The sequence below is a fragment of the Limnomicrobium aquaticum genome (assembly GCF_040545545.1).
Taxonomy (GTDB): Bacteria; Pseudomonadota; Alphaproteobacteria; order Rhizobiales; family Rhizobiaceae; genus Ensifer_A; species Ensifer_A aquaticum.
Map to the genome: position 1 here is coordinate 213,667 of NZ_JBEPMB010000007.1, position 19,022 is coordinate 232,688.

The following is a 19,022-nucleotide window of genomic DNA, read 5'->3' on the forward strand; positions in this document are numbered from 1 at the left end:
ACGCTCGTTTGACGTTCACTCCGCTGCCGGATGCGCTGAACTCTTGACCAGATCGTCGGTCAGAATGCCCGACGCTCGCAGCAGGGCCGCAAACCGGCCATTGCTGTGGCTCAGGTGATCGAAAGACCCCTGCTCGGCGATCCGCCCATGATCGAGGAAAATGACCAGATCGGCATCCCGCACCGTCGAGAGACGGTGGGCGATGATGAAGGTCGTGCGATTGGCGCGAAGCCGGTCGATGGCCGTCTTGATCCGCGCCTCCGTCTCGACGTCGAGCGCAGATGTCGCCTCGTCCAGTACGAGAATGGGTGCGTCCTTCAGGATCGCACGCGCCAGCGCGATACGCTGTCTCTCGCCGCCGGAGAGCCGGTTGCCGCGATCACCGACCACCGTATCGTAACCGGCGACACGGCTTTCGATGAAATCATCGGCAGACGCAGCGCGGGCGGCCTCGATCACATCGTCGGTGGTCGCATCTTCGCGGCCAATGCGAATATTCTCGGAGATCGAGCGATTCAACAGACCCGAATCCTGGAACACGGTCGCAATGGCCCGGCGCAGCGACTTGCGCGTGACCTTGGTGATATTCATCCCGTCGATCAGGATTTCGCCCTGCTGCGGATCGTAGACCCGCTGCAGAAGGTTGATGAGCGTCGTCTTGCCCGCACCGGTCGGGCCGACGATGGCCACCGTCTGGCCTGCCTGAACCGTGAAGGAGACATCACGGACACCCTGCGTCGTATTGGCAAAATCGAAGGAGACATGGCGGAACTCGACCTTGCCGGCCACCTTTCCGAGGTCTTCCGCCTCCACCGATTCCTCGCGTTCGCGAACGGAATCCTCAAGCTTGTAGAACTCTTCAAGCTTTGCCCGCGCCTCGAAAATCTGGCTCGCAAAACCCTTGATCTGGTCGAGGCGGGAAATCAGCAGGTTGGCGAAGCCGATAAAGGCAATCACGTCCCCAACCTTGATCTGCCCGTTCTTCACCATGATCGCTCCAAGGATCAGGATGGCCATCATCGAGATGGTGGAGGCAATGCGGTTCAGCGCGCTCGCAAGCGCCCACCAGTCGAGAACCGGAAACTGCGCCGAGAGGAGCCGGCCCGTATATTCCTTCAGCGCCTGTGTTTCGCGTTCGATGCGGTTGTAGCTGTGCAGGACCGGCACGTTGCTGATCGTGTCGCTGACATGCGAAAAGACCTGATGATAATGCTCCTCGACGGCGGCCTGGCCTTCGCGCGTGCGGTTCATGACCACCTGCCCGGTCAGCCAGTAGAGAACGCCCAGAGCCAGGAGCACGATCGAAAGCCGTACATCCATCGACAGAGCCGCCGGCACAAGCAGAACAAGCGCCACGGCCGTCGAGAGATGCGTGCGCATGAATTCCAGCCACAGACCGAACAGGGTCTCGGTGGCACGCAGCAGCGTGTGCAGGACATTCGAGGTTCCGCGCTGGCTGTGCCAGGAGAGCGGCATGGAAATGATGCGGGCAAAGGCTTCCGCAAGAAGTCCGGATCGACGCGCATGCGCAAGCCTGTCCGCCTCGCGCGCGATGAGAACGAAAGCCACCGTGTTGAAAATGCCGAGCCCCGCCCAGGCGATCAGAACCGGCATGGAATTGGACCCCGTCGACATTGCATCGATGATGCGGCCAAAGAGGATCGGCTCCGTGATGGCGACCAGGGCCAGAACGATATTGCTGATGACGACGATCGAAACTCTCAGGCGCTCTTCAGCAAGATAGCGAAGGGCCCTGAGATAGACTTTGGTAAGCGACACGTTGCGTCTGCCTTTCCCTTTTATTTTCGGTCCGACCGAAGCACGATATCTCGCAAACCGGCCAGCAATGGACTTTTCAAGCACTTATTCGACAAAGCGCCTATCCCGGCGCCTGTTCACGATGGCGGGGGTGTATTCGCACCCCAATGCCGCCGCAGAAGCAACTGCGCACTACAATAGAATAGTCAGCGCAGATGAACAGAACCTGAGTGAAGCACCGTGACATATGAGATGGAGTTGTTCACGTACATCATTCGCGTCTCTTGTGCGATTCGAAATCTACACCCGTCTTGCTTTCGCCACTGCAAACCAGGTTTGAGACGTGGCTCCGCATTCACAAATCCGTGCCGGACATATCGCGCGCCTAAGTTGTGAAATACATGAAGAATCACGGAGGCCAGTTCTTGACGCAACCGTATTTAGCGTTCATAAAAACACTAAGACATTGAGTTTTATATATGTTTCTTTCTATAGGTCCAGCATCGGGTGTCAAGCGCTATGCCGCTTGTGGCAGCAAGGCATGTGCAATCCGGGGGCTGCAAGTTCTGCGACTGCGACAGAGGTTCGATAGCTTGAAGGTCGTATCTGTTTCAAAGGTCGATCGGCGGGTCCCGAGATGAGCATAAACGCGATCGTCCAGTTTCTGGTCATGGGACGGGAACACGAAAACGCAAAGACCCTGATCGCGGATTTCGAACATCTTCTGAAACAATATCGTTTCGAATATTATGGCGTACTCATTCAGCCGCGCCCGCATCAGGACCCGATGACGCTGGTGCTGGCTGGCCGCTGGCCAGCCGGCTGGCCAGAGACTTACATAGCCAACCGTTTCGTGTTGGTTGACCCGACAATCCGCTTTCTGGGCAGAGCAGCAGGCGCCTTTCGCTGGAAAGATGCGCGAAAGGCTCTCAAATCGGATCCCCAGAAGCGGCGGATGGACCAGATGTTCAAGGAGGCCGCCCGGTTCGGACTTGACGATGGGTATATTTTCCCGATCCATGGCCGGCAGGGTCTGCTGGGTAACATGACATTGGGCGGCCTGACGGTGGATTTGACGCCTGTCGAGCTTTCACTTTTCGAGCAGGTCGCAAAGCTGATGTATATGGAACTGTCGCGGTTCCGGGCCAAGGCGGAAGGTGCCGACGGCGAGACGGCACCATCTTCCGACATCAAGCTGACCCGACGCGAACTCGAGGTTCTGCACTTCCTGGCCGAGGGAATGACGTCGCAGGAAATCGGAAAGGTCCTGAATCTTTCGAGCCATACCGTCGACTGGTACATGAATGGCATCCAGGAAAAGCTGCAGGCGAAGAATCGCCAGCACGTTGTCGCTTTGGCCTTCCGGCAGGGCTTCGTCTCCTGAGTTGCAGTCCGTCAAAGAGTCCCGTTGAACTTCCCCTCGCAAGCAGCTAACAATTTGTTAGCGGGTGCAGCATGGGAGCTGCCAAAAATGGGGAACTGCCTTGACGATTTCCAAAATTCTCGTCGCAAACCGGTCTGAAATAGCAATCCGCGTCTTCCGCGCTGCAAACGAACTCGGCATCAAGACCGTGGCGATCTGGGCGGAAGAAGACAAGCTGGCGCTTCACCGCTTCAAGGCGGACGAAAGCTATCAGGTTGGTCGCGGGCCGCATCTTGCACGCGATCTGGGTCCCATCGAAAGCTACCTTTCGATTGACGAGATCATCCGTGTTGCCAAGCTTTCCGGCGCGGATGCCATCCATCCGGGCTATGGCCTTCTCTCCGAAAGCCCGGAATTTGCGGAAGCCTGCGCCGAAAACGGCATCATCTTCATCGGTCCCAAGCCCGAGACGATGCGCCAGCTCGGCAACAAGGTTGCTGCGCGCAATCTCGCAATCTCGATCGGTGTTCCGGTCGTTCCGGCAACCGATCCGCTCCCCGACGATCCGGAACAGATCAAGCGTCTGGCAGAAGAGATCGGCTATCCGGTCATGCTCAAGGCCTCCTGGGGCGGCGGCGGGCGCGGCATGCGCGCCATTCGCGACCCGAATGACCTGCTGCGTGAAGTCAACGAAGGCAAGCGCGAAGCCAAGGCCGCCTTCGGCAAGGACGAAGTCTATCTCGAAAAGCTCGTCGAGCGCGCCCGCCACGTCGAAAGCCAGGTTCTCGGCGACACGCATGGCAATGTGGTCCACCTTTTCGAGCGCGACTGCTCGATCCAGCGCCGAAACCAGAAGGTCGTCGAGCGCGCTCCTGCCCCGTACCTTTCAGCCGAGCAGCGCGCGGAACTGGCCGCCTACTCGCTTCGCATCGCTGAAGCGACGAGCTATATCGGCGCGGGCACCGTCGAATATCTGATGGATGCAGATACCGGCAAGTTCTACTTCATCGAAGTCAATCCGCGCATCCAGGTTGAACACACGGTCACCGAACAGGTCACCGGCATCGATATCGTCAAGGCGCAGATCCACATTCTGGACGGTTTCGCCATCGGCACGCCGGAATCGGGCGTTCCCGCGCAGGAAAACATCCGCCTCAACGGCCATGCGCTGCAGTGCCGCATCACCACCGAAGACCCGGAGCAGAACTTCATCCCGGACTATGGCCGCATCACCGCCTATCGCGGCGCGACCGGCTTCGGCATCCGCCTCGACGGCGGCACGGCCTATTCAGGCGCAGTGATCACCCGTTACTACGATCCGCTGCTGGAAAAGGTAACCGCCTGGGCACCCAACCCGGACGAGGCGATCCACCGCATGGAGCGCGCGCTGCGCGAATTCCGTATTCGCGGCGTGGCGACGAACCTTACCTTCCTCGAAGCCATTATCGGCCACCCGAAATTTCGCGATAACAGCTATACGACGCGCTTCATCGACACGACGCCGGAACTGTTCCAGCAGGTCAAGCGCCAGGACCGCGCCACAAAGCTGCTGACCTATATCGCCGACGTGACCGTGAACGGCCATCCGGAAGCCAAGGGCCGCGCCCGACCGCCGGAAGATGCCGCGGCCCCCATCCTCCCCTTCATCGACGGCCCGGTGCCGGACGGCACGAAGCAGCTGCTAGACAAGCTCGGCCCGAAGGGCTTCGGTGAATGGATGCGCGCCGAAAAGCGCGTGCTGATGACCGACACGACCATGCGCGACGGCCACCAGTCGCTGCTCGCAACCCGCATGCGCACCTATGACATCGCCCGCATCGCCGGCACCTATGCCCGCGCCCTGCCGAACCTTTTGTCGCTCGAATGCTGGGGCGGCGCGACCTTCGACGTCTCCATGCGCTTCCTCACCGAAGACCCGTGGGAGCGTCTCTCGCTCATCCGCGAAGGCGCGCCGAACCTGCTGCTTCAGATGCTGCTGCGCGGTGCCAACGGCGTCGGCTACAAGAACTATCCCGACAATGTGGTGAAGCATTTCGTCAAGCAGGCCTCCGCCGGCGGCATCGACCTCTTCCGCGTCTTCGACTGCCTCAACTGGGTCGAAAACATGCGCGTCTCGATGGACGCCGTGGCGGAAGAGAACAAGCTTTGCGAAGCAGCCATCTGCTATACCGGCGATATCCTGAGCTCGGCGCGTCCGAAATACGACCTGAAATACTATGTCGAGCTCGCCCGCGAGCTGGAACGCGCCGGCGCACATATCATCGCGCTGAAGGATATGGCGGGCCTCCTGAAGCCGGCGGCCGCCACCATGCTCTTCAAGGCCCTGCGCGAAGCGACCGACCTGCCGATCCACTTCCACACGCACGACACGTCCGGCATTGCTGCCGCGACAGTGCTGGCGGCGGTCGATGCGGGCGTCGACGCTGTCGACGCTGCAATGGATGCACTCTCCGGCAACACCTCGCAGCCCTGCCTCGGCTCGATTGTCGAGGCGCTGAAGGGTGGCGAACGCGATCCGGGCCTCGATACCGGCTGGATCCGCCGCATCTCCTTCTACTGGGAAGCCGTTCGCAACCAGTACGCCGCCTTTGAAAGCGACCTCAAGGGTCCGGCCTCTGAAGTTTATCTGCACGAAATGCCGGGTGGCCAGTTCACCAACCTCAAGGAACAGGCCCGCTCGCTCGGTCTCGAAACCCGCTGGCACGAAGTGGCGCAGGCCTATGCCGATGCGAACCGCATGTTCGGCGATATCGTCAAGGTAACGCCCTCCTCCAAGGTGGTCGGCGACATGGCGCTGATGATGGTGAGCCAGGACCTGACGGTCGCAGATGTCGAGAACCCGGCCAAGGACGTGTCATTCCCGGAATCGGTCGTTTCGATGCTCAAGGGCGATCTGGGCCAGCCTCCGGGCGGATGGCCGGAAGTGCTGCAGAAGAAGGCGTTGAAGGGCGATGCCGCCTATACGGTTCGTCCGGGCTCGCTGCTCGAAGACGCCGACCTCGCCGCAGAGCGCAAGGCGATCGAAGAGAAGCTGGAACGCGAGATTTCGGAATACGAATTCGCCTCCTATCTCATGTATCCGAAGGTCTTCACAGACTTTGCCGCCGCCTCGGAACTCTACGGTCCGGTGTCTGCCTTGCCGACGCCGACCTATTTCTACGGCCTACCAGTTGGTGAAGAGGTCTTTATCGATATCGAAAAAGGCAAGACACTCGTCATCCTGAACCAGGCGCAAGGCGCGACGGACGAGAAGGGGATGGTCACCGTCTTCTTCGAACTCAACGGCCAGCCGCGCCGCATCAAGGTGCCGGATCGCGCGCACGGCGCTTCCGGCGGTGCCATCCGCCGCAAGGCGGAAGCCGGCAATGCTGCCCATCTCGGCGCGCCGATGCCGGGCGTCATCTCGACGGTCGCCGTCTCTTCGGGCCAGGCCGTCAAGGCCGGCGACGTGCTGCTCTCCATTGAAGCGATGAAGATGGAAACCGCGCTGCACGCCGAGAAGGACGGCACGATTGCCGAAGTTCTGGTGCGCACCGGCGACCAGATCGACGCCAAGGACCTGCTGATCGTTTACGGCGCTTGAGACGCGACAGATTCGACTGAGAACGCCGCGCATCTTCGGGTGCGCGGCGTTTTTCTTTGGTCGTAACTGTCTTCAGGGCAACAAAAAAGCCGGCTCGAAAGCCGGCTTCTAATCCATCAGCAGATGGGAAGCGCTTATGCGCTTTCCTTCGGCGTCAGAACCTGACGACCACGGTACATGCCGGTCTTCAGGTCGATGTGGTGCGGACGGCGAAGTTCGCCGGAATTCTTGTCTTCAACGTAGGTCGCAGCCTTCAGCGCATCGGCCGAACGGCGCATGCCGCGCTTGGACGGGGAAGTTTTTCTTTTCGGAACAGCCATTTAACGTACTCCAATGTGTCAGGCAAAGCTCTGTCACAGGCCGGTTTGACTGGCCGTATGGACATTGCCGATGTCGGAAATTGGCGCGCTTATACATAAAGCTGTGGACTTTGGCTAGACCCCGCAACAATTTTTGTCGCGATGCGGTCACATCCGCCGATCATGGGTAGACGCAGCGCACATACTCACCGGACGCCGCCGCCCGCCGCGCGATGATGCCGGCAATAGCGCGCATGCCCCGCGAAGGCCTGTTCGGCACCCGAACGTAAGGATTGGGCAGAGCAGCGGCGAGCAACGCCGCCTGGCTTGCCGAGAGCTTTGAAGCCGGCACCTTGAAATAGGTCTGCGCGGCCGCCTCGATGCCGTAGATGCCCGGCCCCCACTCCGCAATGTTCAGATAGACTTCCATGATCCGCGCCTTCGACCAGACAAAATCGGTGGCAAAAGCGAGCGGCAGCTCAAACCCCTTGCGGATGAAGGAACGGCCGTTGAAGAGATAGAGGTTCTTCACCGTCTGCATGGGGATCGTACTCGCGCCCCTCGTCTCTTCGCCATTGAGTGCATCATCGATCACGCCTTTCAGCTGAACGAGATCGACACCGTAATGGCTGCAGAACTGCCCATCCTCCGACATCATGACCGATTTGACGAGCACGGGCGCGATCTTCTCCAGATCCACCCAGCGCCGATCATAGCCTCTGAAAAGCGCCAGATCGGAAACCATCAGCGTCGATACAGGATGAACGAAGGGCAGCCAGTAGAGAAGGATCAGCGCGTAGGGAAGCAGGAGAACGACGAAGAGAAGCCTCAGAACGCGAAGCCAGAGAGGCCCACGCGGCCAGATCCAGTCGATCAGTCGCTTGCGGGTTCTCACCTCTGCCTCTTGGCGTTCGCTCTCAGCTGGCGCCGGGATTTCGTCTTCCATCATCCCCATGACAAAATGCATAACGCCTGATGTTCGCCAATTCCAGTGGCGGAGAAAATTTTGCGGCCAAGCGGTTTGCCTGCCATTGCCACGACGAAAACGAAGTGCAAATGAAAAGGCATGATAGCACCAGACGCAATTTTCGATGAGCGGCTGCACGCCGCAGCGCAATCCGTACAGACACTCCTGTCCGATTTGCTTGACACCGGCATCCTGCCGGACGAAACGGCGCGCCCCGAGCGCCTGATGGCCGCGATGCGCCACGGCGTGCTCAATGGCGGCAAGCGCATGCGCCCGTTTCTGGTGCTGGAGACAGCGCGTCTCTTTGACGGCCCGGCAGAGGCAGCGCTCCGCGTCGCGGCAGCACTGGAATGCATCCATTGCTATTCGCTCGTCCATGACGACCTGCCAGCCATGGACGACGACGACCTGCGCCGCGGCCAGCCCACGGTCCACAAGGCATTTGACGAGGCAACAGCGATCCTCGCCGGCGATGCGCTGTTGACCTATGCCTTCGATATTCTCGCAGACACGGCGACCGCTCTTCCGGCAGAGGCAAAGGTCGCGCTGACGCTGAAACTCGCGCGTGCCTCCGGTCTCGGCGGCATGGCCGGCGGCCAGATGCTTGACCTGCAAGCCGAAACAAAGACACCGGACGAAGCCGGCATCGTCACCCTTCAGGCGATGAAGACCGGCGCGCTGATCCGCTTTGCCTGCGAAGCCGGCCCCATTCTTGCCGGTGCCTCGAAGGAGGACACCGCGAGACTGGCCGAATTCGGCCGCAAGATCGGCCTTGCCTTCCAGCTCGCCGACGATCTTCTCGATCTGACCGCCGACAGCGCCACGCTCGGCAAGGCGGCCGGCAAGGACGCCGCCAAGGGCAAGGGCACGCTGCCGGCGCTCCATGGCATCGACTGGACGCGCGCCCGGCTGGATCGACTTGTCGACGAGGCCGAAACCCTGCTTTCACCCTATGGCGAGAAGACCGACGTGCTGAAAGCCGCCGCCCGCTTTGTTGCGAACCGGAAAAACTGACTGATGAGCAAATACTGGTCCCACATCGTCTCGACGCTGAAGCCCTATGTCGCCGGCGAACAGCCGCGCATCGCCAATCTGGTGAAGCTGAACACCAACGAGAACCCCTATGGTCCCTCGCCCAAGGCGCTGGATGCGATCCGCAACGCCGCAGATGACCGTCTCCGGCTCTATCCCGATCCGGTCGCGCTGGAACTGAGAGAATCGATTGCCCGCCTGCACGGCGTGGACGCCGGCGAAGTGTTCGTCGGCAATGGCTCGGATGAGGTTCTCGCGCATACGTTCATGGGCCTGCTGAACCACGACGCGCCGCTTCTCTATCCGGACATCACCTACAGCTTCTATCCGGTCTACAGCCTGCTCTATGGCATCGAGAGCCGGCAGGTGCCGCTCGATGAGAACTTTGGAATCCGGCTATCGGATTACGGCCAGCCCTGTGGCGCGATCATCCTGCCCAACCCGAATGCCCCCACAGGGATCGGTCTGCCGCTCTCCGAGATAGAGGCGCTCGTCGCCGCCCATCCGGACCAGCCGGTGGTGATCGACGAAGCCTATGTCGATTTCGGCGGCGACAGCGCCATTCCTCTGACCCGGAAATATCCGAACCTGCTGGTCGTTCAGACCTTCTCCAAGTCGCGCTCGCTCGCCGGCATGCGCGTCGGCTTCGCCATCGGTCAGCGCCCGCTGATCGATGCGCTGGAGCGCGTCAAGGACAGTTTCAACTCCTATCCGCTCGACAAGCTGGCGCAGGTCGCCGCCACAGCGGCCATCGAGGATGTGGAGTGGTTCGAGACCTGCCGCAATCGCATCATCGACAGCCGCACGCGCGTCGTTTCGGGCCTCGAACAGCGCGGTTTCCGCGTCCTGCCGTCGCTCGCCAATTTTGTCTTCGCCATGCATCCGGACTTTGCCGGTACGGATCTGGCAGCAAAGCTCCGCGACCGCGCTGTCCTGGTCCGCCACTTCGCCAAGCCGCGCATCGACCCCTATTTGCGCATCTCCATCGGCACTGAAGCGGAATGCGACCGCCTCATCGAGTCACTGGATGACATCCTGGCTAACCGCTGATGTCAGATAACTGTGGTTTCACGTGAATCACGCTTGACAGGAATTCACGAAAAAGGGGCCGGAAGGCCCCTTTTGCTTGAACTACGTCGTTCGTTAGCCAGGCATCAATGTCGGAAATGCCGCATGCCGGTGAAGACCATGGCGACGCCGGCCTCGTCGGCCGCCGCAATCACGTCCGCATCCTTGATCGAGCCGCCCGGCTGGATCAACGCGGTGGCGCCGGCGGCGACCATGGAAAGCAAGCTATCGGGGAAGGGCAGGAAAGCCTCGGAAGCCACCGCAGAGCCCTTGGTCATCGGCTGGGCCCAGCCGGCAGCCTTGGCGGCCTCTTCGGCCTTGATGGCGGCGATACGGGCGGAATCGATGCGGCTCATCTGGCCGGCACCAATGCCCGCCGTCTGGCCGTCCTTCGCGTAAACCACGGCATTCGACTTGACATGCTTGGCGACGCGGAAGGCGAACTTCATGTCTTCGAGTTCCTGCGCCGTCGGCGCACGCTTCGTCACCACCTTCAGCGCCATGTCCTCAACCATCGCATTGTCGCGCGACTGGACAAGCAGGCCACCCGAAACGGTCTTGGCCGTGATCCCGCCCTTGCGCGGATCCGGCAGGCCACCGGCCGCCAGCAGGCGCAGGTTCGGCTTGGCGGCGATGATGGCCTTGGCCTCATCGCTCACCGACGGGGCGATGATGACCTCGGTGAAGAGCTTGACGATTTCCCGCGCGGTTTCGGCATCCAGTTCCTGGTTCAGCGCAATGATGCCGCCAAAGGCCGAGGTGCTGTCGCAGGCGAGTGCCCGGCGATAGGCGTCCGCAAGGCTCGGGGCCGTTGCCACGCCGCAGGGGTTGGCATGCTTGATGATGGCGCAGGCCGGACCCTGCTCGGCGCGGAACTCGGCCACCAGCTCGTAAGCGGCATCCGTGTCGTTGATATTGTTGTAGGAAAGCTGCTTGCCCTGCAGAAGCGCTGCCGTCGCAACACCGGGGCGATTTTCGCCGGTAATGTAAAAGCCGGCCGCCTGATGCGGGTTTTCGCCGTAGCGCATCTCTTCCTTGAGCACGCCGCCAATGGCGCGATGACGCATCATCCCGAGGTTCAGTTCATCGGCGAACCAGTTCGAGATCGCAGCATCGTAAGCCGCCGTGCGGGCGTAAGCAGCAGCGGCCATCTTGCGGCGGAAATCATAGGACGTCGAACCCGCATTCGCCTTCAACTCGCCGATCAGGGCGTCGTAGTCGGCGGGATTGGTGATCACGGTGACATAGGCGTGGTTCTTCGCGGACGCGCGGATCATCGCCGGACCGCCGATATCGATATTCTCGACCGTCGTCGGATAGTCGCCACCCTTGGAGCGAACCTCTTCGAACGGATAGAGATTGATCACGGCGAGATCGATATCGACGATACCATGGGCGGCCATGGCCGCCTTGTGCTCCTCGTCGTCGCGAATGGCGAGCAGGCCGCCATGAACCGTCGGATGCAGCGTCTTGACGCGGCCGTCCATGATTTCCGGAAAGCCGGTGAGTTCCGATACATCCTTCACAGCGAGGCCCGCATCGGCAATGGCCTTATGCGTACCGCCTGTGGAGAGCAGCGCAACGCCCTGTTCCACCAGCGCCCCGGCGAGCTCGACAATGCCGGTCTTGTCGGAGACGGACAGAAGCGCGGTCTTGACGCGAACCTTGTCGGGAGCGGGAATTTTCTTGGAAACGACAGCCATGGGCTCAACCTCTTGCGACGGCGGAAAGAGCGCTCCGTTCACGCGGGGCGCATGTTGCCCGCGCCCTAGCACAGTTGCGCGTCCCGGAAAACCGCAAGAGGGCGAATTATCGGGCTTTTAGGCGACCCTTTTGCTCCAGCCGCCAGCCGATTTCCGGCAGCTTGCCGACATCGAAGACAATCTCCAGCTGGCGCGAACCGCGAATGCCGGAGGAATCGGCAAAGAACACGTCTTCGCCCACCTCGATTGTGGCGTCGATACAGGTAAACGACCACGTCTGCGCGTCGGGCGCGACCAGCAGGACCTCGTTTTCATCCACCGGCCGGATCTGGATCGAAGGATGGATGTGGAAGCGCGCCGTGGCCTGAAAACCGCAATTTTCCGGAGGCTCCGCGCCGCCCTTGCCCATGAATCGATCGCCACCACGAATGATCGTGCCGCTTGGGTGGAGCTGGATGCTGCGCTCGTGATAGACGCCGAACTTGTCGAGATAGCCGTCATGGCTTGCAACGAGAATTTCGCCTTGCGGATCTTCCTTGCGTGTCGCCTCGACGCGCTTGACCCCGCCCGTCACCACTGTTCCCATGCCGGAAAGCCGGCCGAAGCTGTGGGAGGACGTATCGTTCAGCGTCACCGTTGAATGCGCAGCAGTCGAACGGGCCAGCTGACGATAGTCCTCCGGTCCGTAAATCGGTGCCCCGGAATTGACGATCAGACGATGCCCACCGGATGACAATTCGAACGAGAGGCAACCGGCATGTGCGTGCGTCGAGGTTTCCTGCGTGATGGGATAGCCCGTATCGACGATGATCGCCGTGCTGCTCGTGCCAATGCGCTGATAGCGCATATAAGGCATCGCGCGGAACGGCTGGCCAGCGGACTCGTCGTAGCGCAGCACGGCGACAAGCTCGGTCGCCAGCGTCGCCGTCGCTCCGTTGAACAGGCCGAGCTCGCCGCTCTGGTGGCGGAAGAAGCGCAGCGCCGGAAACATGCGATCGATCGCCGGGATCACCCGCGACGGCATTTCATAGCCGAGGTTCACATAGGTCTGCCTCAGCGGAAGCAGTTCCATCAGGAGATCGAGTATGGCGCGGGGATTGCGCGAGATATGCCCGCCGTCGGGAAGCACCTGCCGGTCGAGTTCGCGGTCCAGGCTGGCCCCGGCGCGCTGCACGGCAGCAAGCGTGGTGGGCAGCGACAGGCTCGCCATGGCGAGCGCAATGCGAATGCGCATGATCTCCAGGCCGTCGCCCGCCGTGGGGGCGACCGAGCGGAGATAATCGACATGCATACCGATGCTCTTCAGGAACCGGCGATAGAAACCAAGCTGTGCCGACTTCAGGATCACAGGCGAGTGTGAAAGCCAGGACATCAGCCGGATTGCTGCCGTCTGCGGCCGCCAGACGGGGCTGTCGTCAGGCCACCGATGGCGGGCGATCCAGTCCTGCGTCAATTCCTGCGCACGCTGGTAATGCTTGTCGCTCTTCGTCGCGCGAAAATCGCGAAGCCAGACGAAGGAATGCAGACGTGTCTGGAATTCGGGCGAGGGCGGATCGAGATCGAAAACCGATTCGTTGCTGGCGTCGAGCGTTCGGCCAGCCAGCGTAAATCGCCCGTTGAAGATTTCCTCGGCGATGAAGGGGTCAGAGGCGCGCAGGTCGGTGGGTGCGACGAGCAGCTTTTCCGGCGCCTTCCTGAAGGTCTGGCGGAAACGGAAAACGCCACCATTTGCCGCCTGATGGACTTGGCGGATGCCGCTCCTCATGTAGAGGGTAGACAGAATCTTGCGGCCCAATGGCGCCATACTGACAGAACTCTACAACAATTTCCGCGAAGGCGCGGAGCGGCTATGCGTTCTCAATTGCGAGAAGATCAGCGCGACCGTTCCAGGTTGTCACCTGCAACATTTGCGCATCCGAACAGGATTCCTAGGCATAATCCGACGTTGCGTCAATTCAGGACGCAGGGAAGAGCTGTTGATGGTAAATTAGCCAATCCGGAGACAACGTCCGGCATCAGCTGTCGCGCTTCAGCACACAGGCGTAAAAACCATCCATGCCGCTCGCCGCCGTTGTGTCGCGGGCGAGCATCGCGGGCGTCGTCCGCACCTCGCCCTTGGCCGTGATCGCTTCAGCGAGACCCGGCAAAACCGAAGCCTGAACGGCAACGCGGGACACGGTTGGCATACTCCGCAACAGGCCCTCGATCATGTCCTCGCCCTCGATCGGGTCGAGCGAACAATTGGAGAAGACGACAATTCCGCCCGGCCTGACCAAGGTTAGTGCGTGGCGCAGCAGCCGTTCCTGCACACCCGCAAGCTTGCGCACATCGTCCAGGCCCTTGGTCCAGGGAACGTCCGGATGGCGGCGGGCGGTCCCGGTGGAGGAACAGGGCGCGTCGAGAAGCACCGCATCGAACAGTTCGGCCGGCTTATATTCGCCCGCATTACCCTCGATCAGCTTTGCCTCGAAACGCAGACGATCCAGATTTTCCTGAAGCCGCTTCAGACGATTGGCCGACATGTCGAGCGCGGTGACTTTGGCACCGGCCTGGATGAGCTGCGCGGTCTTGCCACCCGGTGCTGCGCAGAGATCGACCACACGCTTGCCCTGAAGATCGCCGAAAAGCCGCGCAGGGATCGCAGCGGCCGCATCCTGCACCCACCATTCGCCGTCCGCATAACCTTCCAGATCGACGACAGCGCCCTCGTAATCTGCAAGCCGGACGCTCCCGGTCGGCAAGACAACACCGCCGAGCCGTTTTGCCCAGCCTTCCGGATCGGACTTTACGGTGAGATCGATGGCGGCCGGAGCGAGATGCGCCTCGGCAATCGCCAGCGCCGCATCCGGGCCGTAAACGGCCGCCAGTCGGCTCTGGAACCATTCGGGGAGGGCAGGGACCGAAGCCCCAACCTCTCCGAGAAGCCGTTCTTTCTCGGAGGAGAGCCGGCGAAGCAGCGCATTCACAAGACTGGCAAACCGCTTGTTGCGCGGGTCCTCATTCGCCTGTTCAACCGCAAGGTCGACGGCAGCGCGATCCGGAACGTCGAGATAGAGAATCTGCGCCGCGGCAACGGCGAGAACATGCTGAAGCGCCCGCGCGCCGTCCGGCAGTGGCGTCTTCAGCAACGAGCCGATCATCGCCTCAATGCGGGGCAAATGGCGCAACGCGGTGTTCAGAATGGCCCGCACGAGGCCCCGGTCTGCCGGCGAGAGCGCCATATAGGCCGGATTGCCGCCCGTCTGGTCGAGCATGCCATCGAGCGAGGCTTTCTTGTCGATAACGGCTGCCAGCAGCCTCGCGGCTGCCTGACGCGCGGCGAGACCCGGTTTATCTGAAGTTTTGATAGCGCCACGAGAGGCGGAGCCCGGCTTCGGCCGGACCGGTTTTGACGTCAAGACCAGGGTCCTTTGGATGAGTTTGGCCGCCCCGCACCCGAAGACACGCTCGGTACGGATCGCGCATTGCGCGTCGGATTAGCAGTCGGACGCGGCGGCGTCGATCCGAAACTGCTACCCGCCGCCATTTTTTCGAGCTCGGCGACACGATTATCCGTGTTGGGATGCGTCGAGAAGAGATTGTCCATTCGCTCGCCGGAGAGCGGATTGATGATGAACATATGCGCGGTCGCCGGATTATGCTCGGCCTGAACATTCGGCACCTGATGCGCATAGGCCTCGATCTTGCGCAGGGCAGACGCCAGCCAGAGCGGCTGCCCGCAAATCTCCGCCCCGCGACGGTCCGCCTCATATTCGCGCGTCCGGCTGATCGCCATCTGCACCAGCATCGCGGCAAAAGGCGCGACAATCATGGCAATCAGTGTACCGACGATGCCGAAACCATTGTTCTCGCGCCGGTCGCCAAAGAAGAAGGCGAAATTGCCGAGCATGGAGATAGCACCGGCGAGCGTCGCCGTGATCGTCATGGTCAGCGTGTCGCGGTGTTCGATATGGGCAAGCTCATGCGCCATGACGCCGGCGACTTCCTCACGGCTCAGGGCATTGAGCAAACCGACAGAAGCCGCAACGGCCGCATTTTGCGGATTTCGCCCGGTCGCGAAGGCGTTCGGCTGATCGGAATGGATGATATAAACGCGCGGCATAGGCAGGTCCGCGCGCTGCGCAAGGTCGCGCACAATGGCGTAATATTCGGGCGCGCTTGCCGCATCGACCTCCTGCGCGCCATACATGCGCAGAACCATGCTGTCTGCATTCCACCAGGAAAACAGGTTTGTCACTGCAGCCACCAGAAACGCGATCATCATGCCCACCTTGCCGCCCAGCGCAAATCCGACCGCCATGAACAGGGCGGTCATGAAGGCGAGCAACATGGCGGTTCTCATCGTATTCATCGTCGTTCCTCGTAACGGCGTGTCCAGAGACATCGATCGCCCGCGCAAGTCCTTTTGCCGAGGCGAAAATGTCCTTATATGATGGAGATCAGAGGCCTGAACTTCAATATCATGAGACTGCGATGACCGACGAACGCGCCCAGATCGAGACTTCGACCGAAACCCCGGTGGAACCGAAGAAGAAGCTCTCGCCGGCCGCTCTGCGCGCGCTGGCGGAGGCGGAAGCCCGGCGTCAGGCCGAGAAGCAGACCGAGCAGCCCAGGGAAGTCGGCGGGCGAGGCGGCGCAGACCCGGCCCGCTTTGGCGACTGGGAAATCAAGGGCCGCGCCATCGATTTCTAAAATCGGTAATTATTCCTATTTTCTGCCGGCATGAATAAGTATATATTCCTATTCATGATCCGAATCGTCGTCGCCACCGCTATCCTCCTCAGTTTGACCTCGTCTGTCGGGGCGATGGATTTTGCCATGCGGCAGATCAAGGGCCCCATCGCTGCGGATGTTCTGCGCGTTCTGGATGGCGATACGGTCGAGGTGCGCGCCTATCCCTGGCCGCAGCAGAGCGTCGATGTTCTGGTGCGTCTGCGTGGCATCGATGCGCCGGAGATTCATTCGAAATGTGCGGCAGAACGGGTGAGAGCGGAGATCGCGAAAGACAGGCTTTCGGGCATGATCGGCGGGCAAAACAAAGTCCTGCTGACAGATATCGGTGGCGACAAGTATTTCGGCCGCGTCGTCGCCAATCTCGGCCTTGAGGATGGGGAGGATGCGGCAAGCACGCTGATCCTTGAAAACCTCGTCCAGCCATACGATGGCGGCCACAAGGAGCATCCGCTATGCCCTTCGTCATAAACGCAAAAGACCCGGCACAGGCCGGGTCTTCGCGGATGATTGATAACCTGTTCAGCCCTTGCGGTTCTGACGGTTCTCGATCAGGTCTTCGACCACGGTCGGATCGGCAAGTGTCGATGTATCCCCCAGCGAACCGAAATCGTCCTCAGCAATCTTGCGCAGAATGCGGCGCATGATCTTGCCCGAGCGGGTCTTGGGCAGGCCGGGCGCAAACTGGATCTTGTCCGGCGAAGCAATCGGCCCGATCTCCTTGCGCACATGCGCTACGAGATCCTTGCGCAGCTGCTCGCTGCCGTCATGGCCGTTCATCAGCGTGACATAGCAATAGATGCCCTGACCCTTGAGATCATGCGGATAGCCGACAACAGCTGCTTCCGACACGGCGTCGTGCGAGACGAGAGCGGATTCGACTTCCGCCGTGCCCATGCGGTGGCCGGACACGTTGATCACGTCATCGACGCGGCCGGTGATCCAGTAATAGCCATCCTCATCACGGCGGCAGCCATCGCCTGTGAAATACTTGCCCTTGTAGGTGGAGAAGTAGGTCTGGATGAAACGCTCATGGTCGCCATAGACCGTGCGAGCCTGACCCGGCCAGGAATCGGTGATGCAGAGATTGCCATCCGTCGCACCGTCCAGAACCTTGCCTTCTGAATCGACCAGCTGCGGCTTCACGCCGAAGAAGGGCCGTGTTGCCGAGCCCGGCTTGAGGTCGGTCGCGCCCGGCAGAGGCGTGATCATCACGCCGCCCGTTTCCGTCTGCCACCAGGTATCGACGATCGGGCAACGCTTGTCGCCAACCACGTTGTAGTACCATTCCCAGGCTTCCGGGTTGATCGGCTCGCCGACCGAACCCATGGTGCGCAGCGAGGCGCGCGAGGCGCGCTTCACGAACTGGTCGCCCGCACCCATCAACGCACGGATCGCAGTCGGCGCAGTGTAGAAGATGTTGACCTTGTGCTTATCGACGACATCCCAGAAACGGCCAGCATCCGGATAGTTCGGCACGCCCTCGAACATCAGTGTCGTCGCGCCATTCGCCAGCGGCCCGTAGACGATATAGGAATGGCCCGTGACCCAGCCCACATCTGCCGTGCACCAATAGATGTCGCCATCCTGATAGTCGAAGACATATTGATGCGTCATCGAGGCATAGACGAGATAGCCGCCCGTCGTGTGCAGCACGCCCTTCGGCTTACCCGTAGAACCCGACGTGTAGAGGATGAAGAGTGGATCTTCGGCCTTCATCTTGGCCGGCGGGCAATCCGGCTTCGCGGCCTTCGTCGCCTCGTGGTACCAGATATCGCGCGTGTCGAACCATTCCGTCTTGCCGCCGGTGCGGCGAACGACCAGAACCTTGTCGACTTCGACGCCCGCGCGCGAAGCAATTTCGATCGCGAGGTCAGTGTTGTGCTTGAGCGGAACGGTCTTTCCGCCGCGCAGACCTTCGTCCGCCGTGATGACGAAAGTCGACTGGCAGTCAATGATACGCCCCGCGAGTGCGTCCGGGGAGAAGCCGCCGAAGACGATGGAGTGGATCGCGCCGATGCGTGCACAGGCCAGCATGGCGTAGGCGGCTTCCGGGATCATCGGCATGTAGATGGTGACGCGGTCGCCTTTCTTGACGCCGTTCGACTTCAGCACGTTGGAGAGCCGGCAGACCTGATCGTAAAGCTCGCGATAGGTGATCTTCTTGTCGTCATACGGGTTGTCGCCCTCCCAGATGATGGCGACCTGATCGCCGCGCGACACAAGGTGGCGGTCGATGCAGTTATAGGCGACGTTGGTGATCCCGTCCTCGAACCACTTGATCGACACCTTGCCGGTGAACGACGTGTTCTTGACCTTTGTGAAAGGCTTGAACCAGTCGATGCGGGTACCGTGCTTGGCCCAGAACTTCTCCGGATTGTCGGAGCTTTCCTTGTACCACTTCAGATACTTGTCGTTGTCGATCAAGGTCCGCGCCTTCGCGGTCTTCAAAACGGGATAGGTCGTGCCTGACATGAACGCTCCTCCGAAACTCCTCGCAAACGTGCATGCCCTCTCG

General features: G+C 61.0%; 14 protein-coding genes. 6 read left to right on the forward strand and 8 right to left on the reverse strand.

The annotated features are described in order from the left end of the window. Window positions 1-15: 15 nt before the first annotated feature. Window positions 16-1,779, reverse strand: a complete 1,764-nt coding sequence (locus ABID16_RS19080; RefSeq protein WP_354557947.1) for a glucan ABC transporter ATP-binding protein/ permease — start codon at window positions 1,777-1,779, stop codon at window positions 16-18. Between the two features lie 616 nt (window positions 1,780-2,395). Between ABID16_RS19080 and ABID16_RS19085 the strand changes: the two genes are divergently transcribed. Together ABID16_RS19085 and pyc are read left to right on the forward strand one after the other, a co-directional pair. After that, window positions 2,396-3,142: a LuxR family transcriptional regulator gene (locus ABID16_RS19085; RefSeq protein ID WP_354557948.1), complete on the forward strand. Its 747-nt coding sequence runs from the start codon at window positions 2,396-2,398 to the stop codon at window positions 3,140-3,142. A gap of 100 nt (window positions 3,143-3,242) precedes the next feature. After that, window positions 3,243-6,704 carry a pyruvate carboxylase gene (pyc, locus tag ABID16_RS19090; protein ID WP_354557949.1) on the forward strand — a complete coding sequence of 1,154 codons (3,462 nt, stop codon included), beginning with the start codon at window positions 3,243-3,245 and terminating at the stop codon, window positions 6,702-6,704. Window positions 6,705-6,838: 134 nt separating this feature from the next. Here the strand turns inward: pyc and rpmF are convergent, their stop codons facing one another. Both rpmF and mtgA read right to left on the reverse strand, forming a co-directional pair. Beyond that, window positions 6,839-7,024, reverse strand: a complete 186-nt coding sequence (rpmF, locus tag ABID16_RS19095) for a 50S ribosomal protein L32 (protein WP_016556742.1) — start codon at window positions 7,022-7,024, stop codon at window positions 6,839-6,841. 160 nt (window positions 7,025-7,184) lie between these two features. Next, window positions 7,185-7,958: a monofunctional biosynthetic peptidoglycan transglycosylase gene (mtgA, locus tag ABID16_RS19100; RefSeq protein ID WP_435532446.1), complete on the reverse strand. Its 774-nt coding sequence runs from the start codon at window positions 7,956-7,958 to the stop codon at window positions 7,185-7,187. Between the two features lie 111 nt (window positions 7,959-8,069). Between mtgA and ABID16_RS19105 the strand changes: the two genes are divergently transcribed. Together ABID16_RS19105 and hisC are read left to right on the forward strand one after the other, a co-directional pair. After that, the gene (locus ABID16_RS19105) at window positions 8,070-8,984 is read left to right on the forward strand and encodes a polyprenyl synthetase family protein (protein WP_354557950.1); all 915 of its coding nucleotides are present in this window, start codon (window positions 8,070-8,072) and stop codon (window positions 8,982-8,984) included. A 3-nt stretch (window positions 8,985-8,987) separates the two neighbouring features. Beyond that, entirely contained in the window at window positions 8,988-10,052 is a 1,065-nt protein-coding gene (gene hisC, locus ABID16_RS19110) for a histidinol-phosphate transaminase (protein ID WP_354557951.1), read from the forward strand. A 104-nt stretch (window positions 10,053-10,156) separates the two neighbouring features. Here the strand turns inward: hisC and purH are convergent, their stop codons facing one another. The 4 genes from purH to htpX form a co-directional block, all read right to left on the reverse strand. Then, window positions 10,157-11,773: a bifunctional phosphoribosylaminoimidazolecarboxamide formyltransferase/IMP cyclohydrolase gene (gene purH, locus ABID16_RS19115; protein ID WP_354557952.1), complete on the reverse strand. Its 1,617-nt coding sequence runs from the start codon at window positions 11,771-11,773 to the stop codon at window positions 10,157-10,159. Between the two features lie 106 nt (window positions 11,774-11,879). Then, entirely contained in the window at window positions 11,880-13,577 is a 1,698-nt protein-coding gene (locus tag ABID16_RS19120) for a heparinase II/III family protein (protein WP_354557953.1), read from the reverse strand. 211 nt (window positions 13,578-13,788) lie between these two features. Then, on the reverse strand, window positions 13,789-15,171 hold the full coding sequence (locus ABID16_RS19125; protein WP_435532447.1) for an RsmB/NOP family class I SAM-dependent RNA methyltransferase: 1,383 nt from the start codon (window positions 15,169-15,171) through the stop codon (window positions 13,789-13,791). Continuing rightward, window positions 15,168-16,124, reverse strand: a complete 957-nt coding sequence (gene htpX / locus ABID16_RS19130) for a zinc metalloprotease HtpX (RefSeq protein ID WP_354557954.1) — start codon at window positions 16,122-16,124, stop codon at window positions 15,168-15,170. Before htpX ends, ABID16_RS19125 begins: the two co-directional genes overlap by 4 nt. 122 nt (window positions 16,125-16,246) lie before the next feature. Here htpX and ABID16_RS19135 point away from each other — a divergent pair, with 122 nt between their 5' ends. Next, window positions 16,247-16,465 carry a DUF1674 domain-containing protein gene (locus ABID16_RS19135; RefSeq protein WP_354557955.1) on the forward strand — a complete coding sequence of 73 codons (219 nt, stop codon included), beginning with the start codon at window positions 16,247-16,249 and terminating at the stop codon, window positions 16,463-16,465. 126 nt (window positions 16,466-16,591) lie between these two features. Beyond that, entirely contained in the window at window positions 16,592-16,975 is a 384-nt protein-coding gene (locus ABID16_RS19140) for a thermonuclease family protein (RefSeq protein WP_354557956.1), read from the forward strand. A 51-nt stretch (window positions 16,976-17,026) separates the two neighbouring features. On the opposite strand, the gene acs is transcribed toward ABID16_RS19140, so the two are convergent. Beyond that, a complete protein-coding gene (gene acs / locus ABID16_RS19145; RefSeq protein ID WP_354557957.1) occupies window positions 17,027-18,979 on the reverse strand; it encodes an acetate--CoA ligase in 1,953 nt (650 codons plus the stop codon). Window positions 18,980-19,022: the final 43 nt, after the last annotated feature.

Bases quoted from the DNA above. Each gene is read 5' to 3' on its own strand.
- ABID16_RS19085 (WP_354557948.1), top strand. From the start codon at position 2,396: ATGAGCATAAACGCGATCGTCCAGTTTCTGGTCATGGGACGGGAACAC.
- rpmF (WP_016556742.1), bottom strand. From the start codon at position 7,024: ATGGCTGTTCCGAAAAGAAAAACTTCCCCGTCCAAGCGCGGCATGCGC.
- mtgA (WP_435532446.1), bottom strand. From the start codon at position 7,958: ATGGGGATGATGGAAGACGAAATCCCGGCGCCAGCTGAGAGCGAACGC.
- ABID16_RS19105 (WP_354557950.1), top strand. From the start codon at position 8,070: ATGATAGCACCAGACGCAATTTTCGATGAGCGGCTGCACGCCGCAGCG.
- hisC (WP_354557951.1), top strand. From the start codon at position 8,988: ATGAGCAAATACTGGTCCCACATCGTCTCGACGCTGAAGCCCTATGTC.
- purH (WP_354557952.1), bottom strand. From the start codon at position 11,773: ATGGCTGTCGTTTCCAAGAAAATTCCCGCTCCCGACAAGGTTCGCGTC.
- ABID16_RS19120 (WP_354557953.1), bottom strand. From the start codon at position 13,577: ATGGCGCCATTGGGCCGCAAGATTCTGTCTACCCTCTACATGAGGAGC.
- htpX (WP_354557954.1), bottom strand. From the start codon at position 16,124: ATGAATACGATGAGAACCGCCATGTTGCTCGCCTTCATGACCGCCCTG.
- ABID16_RS19135 (WP_354557955.1), top strand. From the start codon at position 16,247: ATGACCGACGAACGCGCCCAGATCGAGACTTCGACCGAAACCCCGGTG.
- ABID16_RS19140 (WP_354557956.1), top strand. From the start codon at position 16,592: ATGCGGCAGATCAAGGGCCCCATCGCTGCGGATGTTCTGCGCGTTCTG.
- acs (WP_354557957.1), bottom strand. From the start codon at position 18,979: ATGTCAGGCACGACCTATCCCGTTTTGAAGACCGCGAAGGCGCGGACC.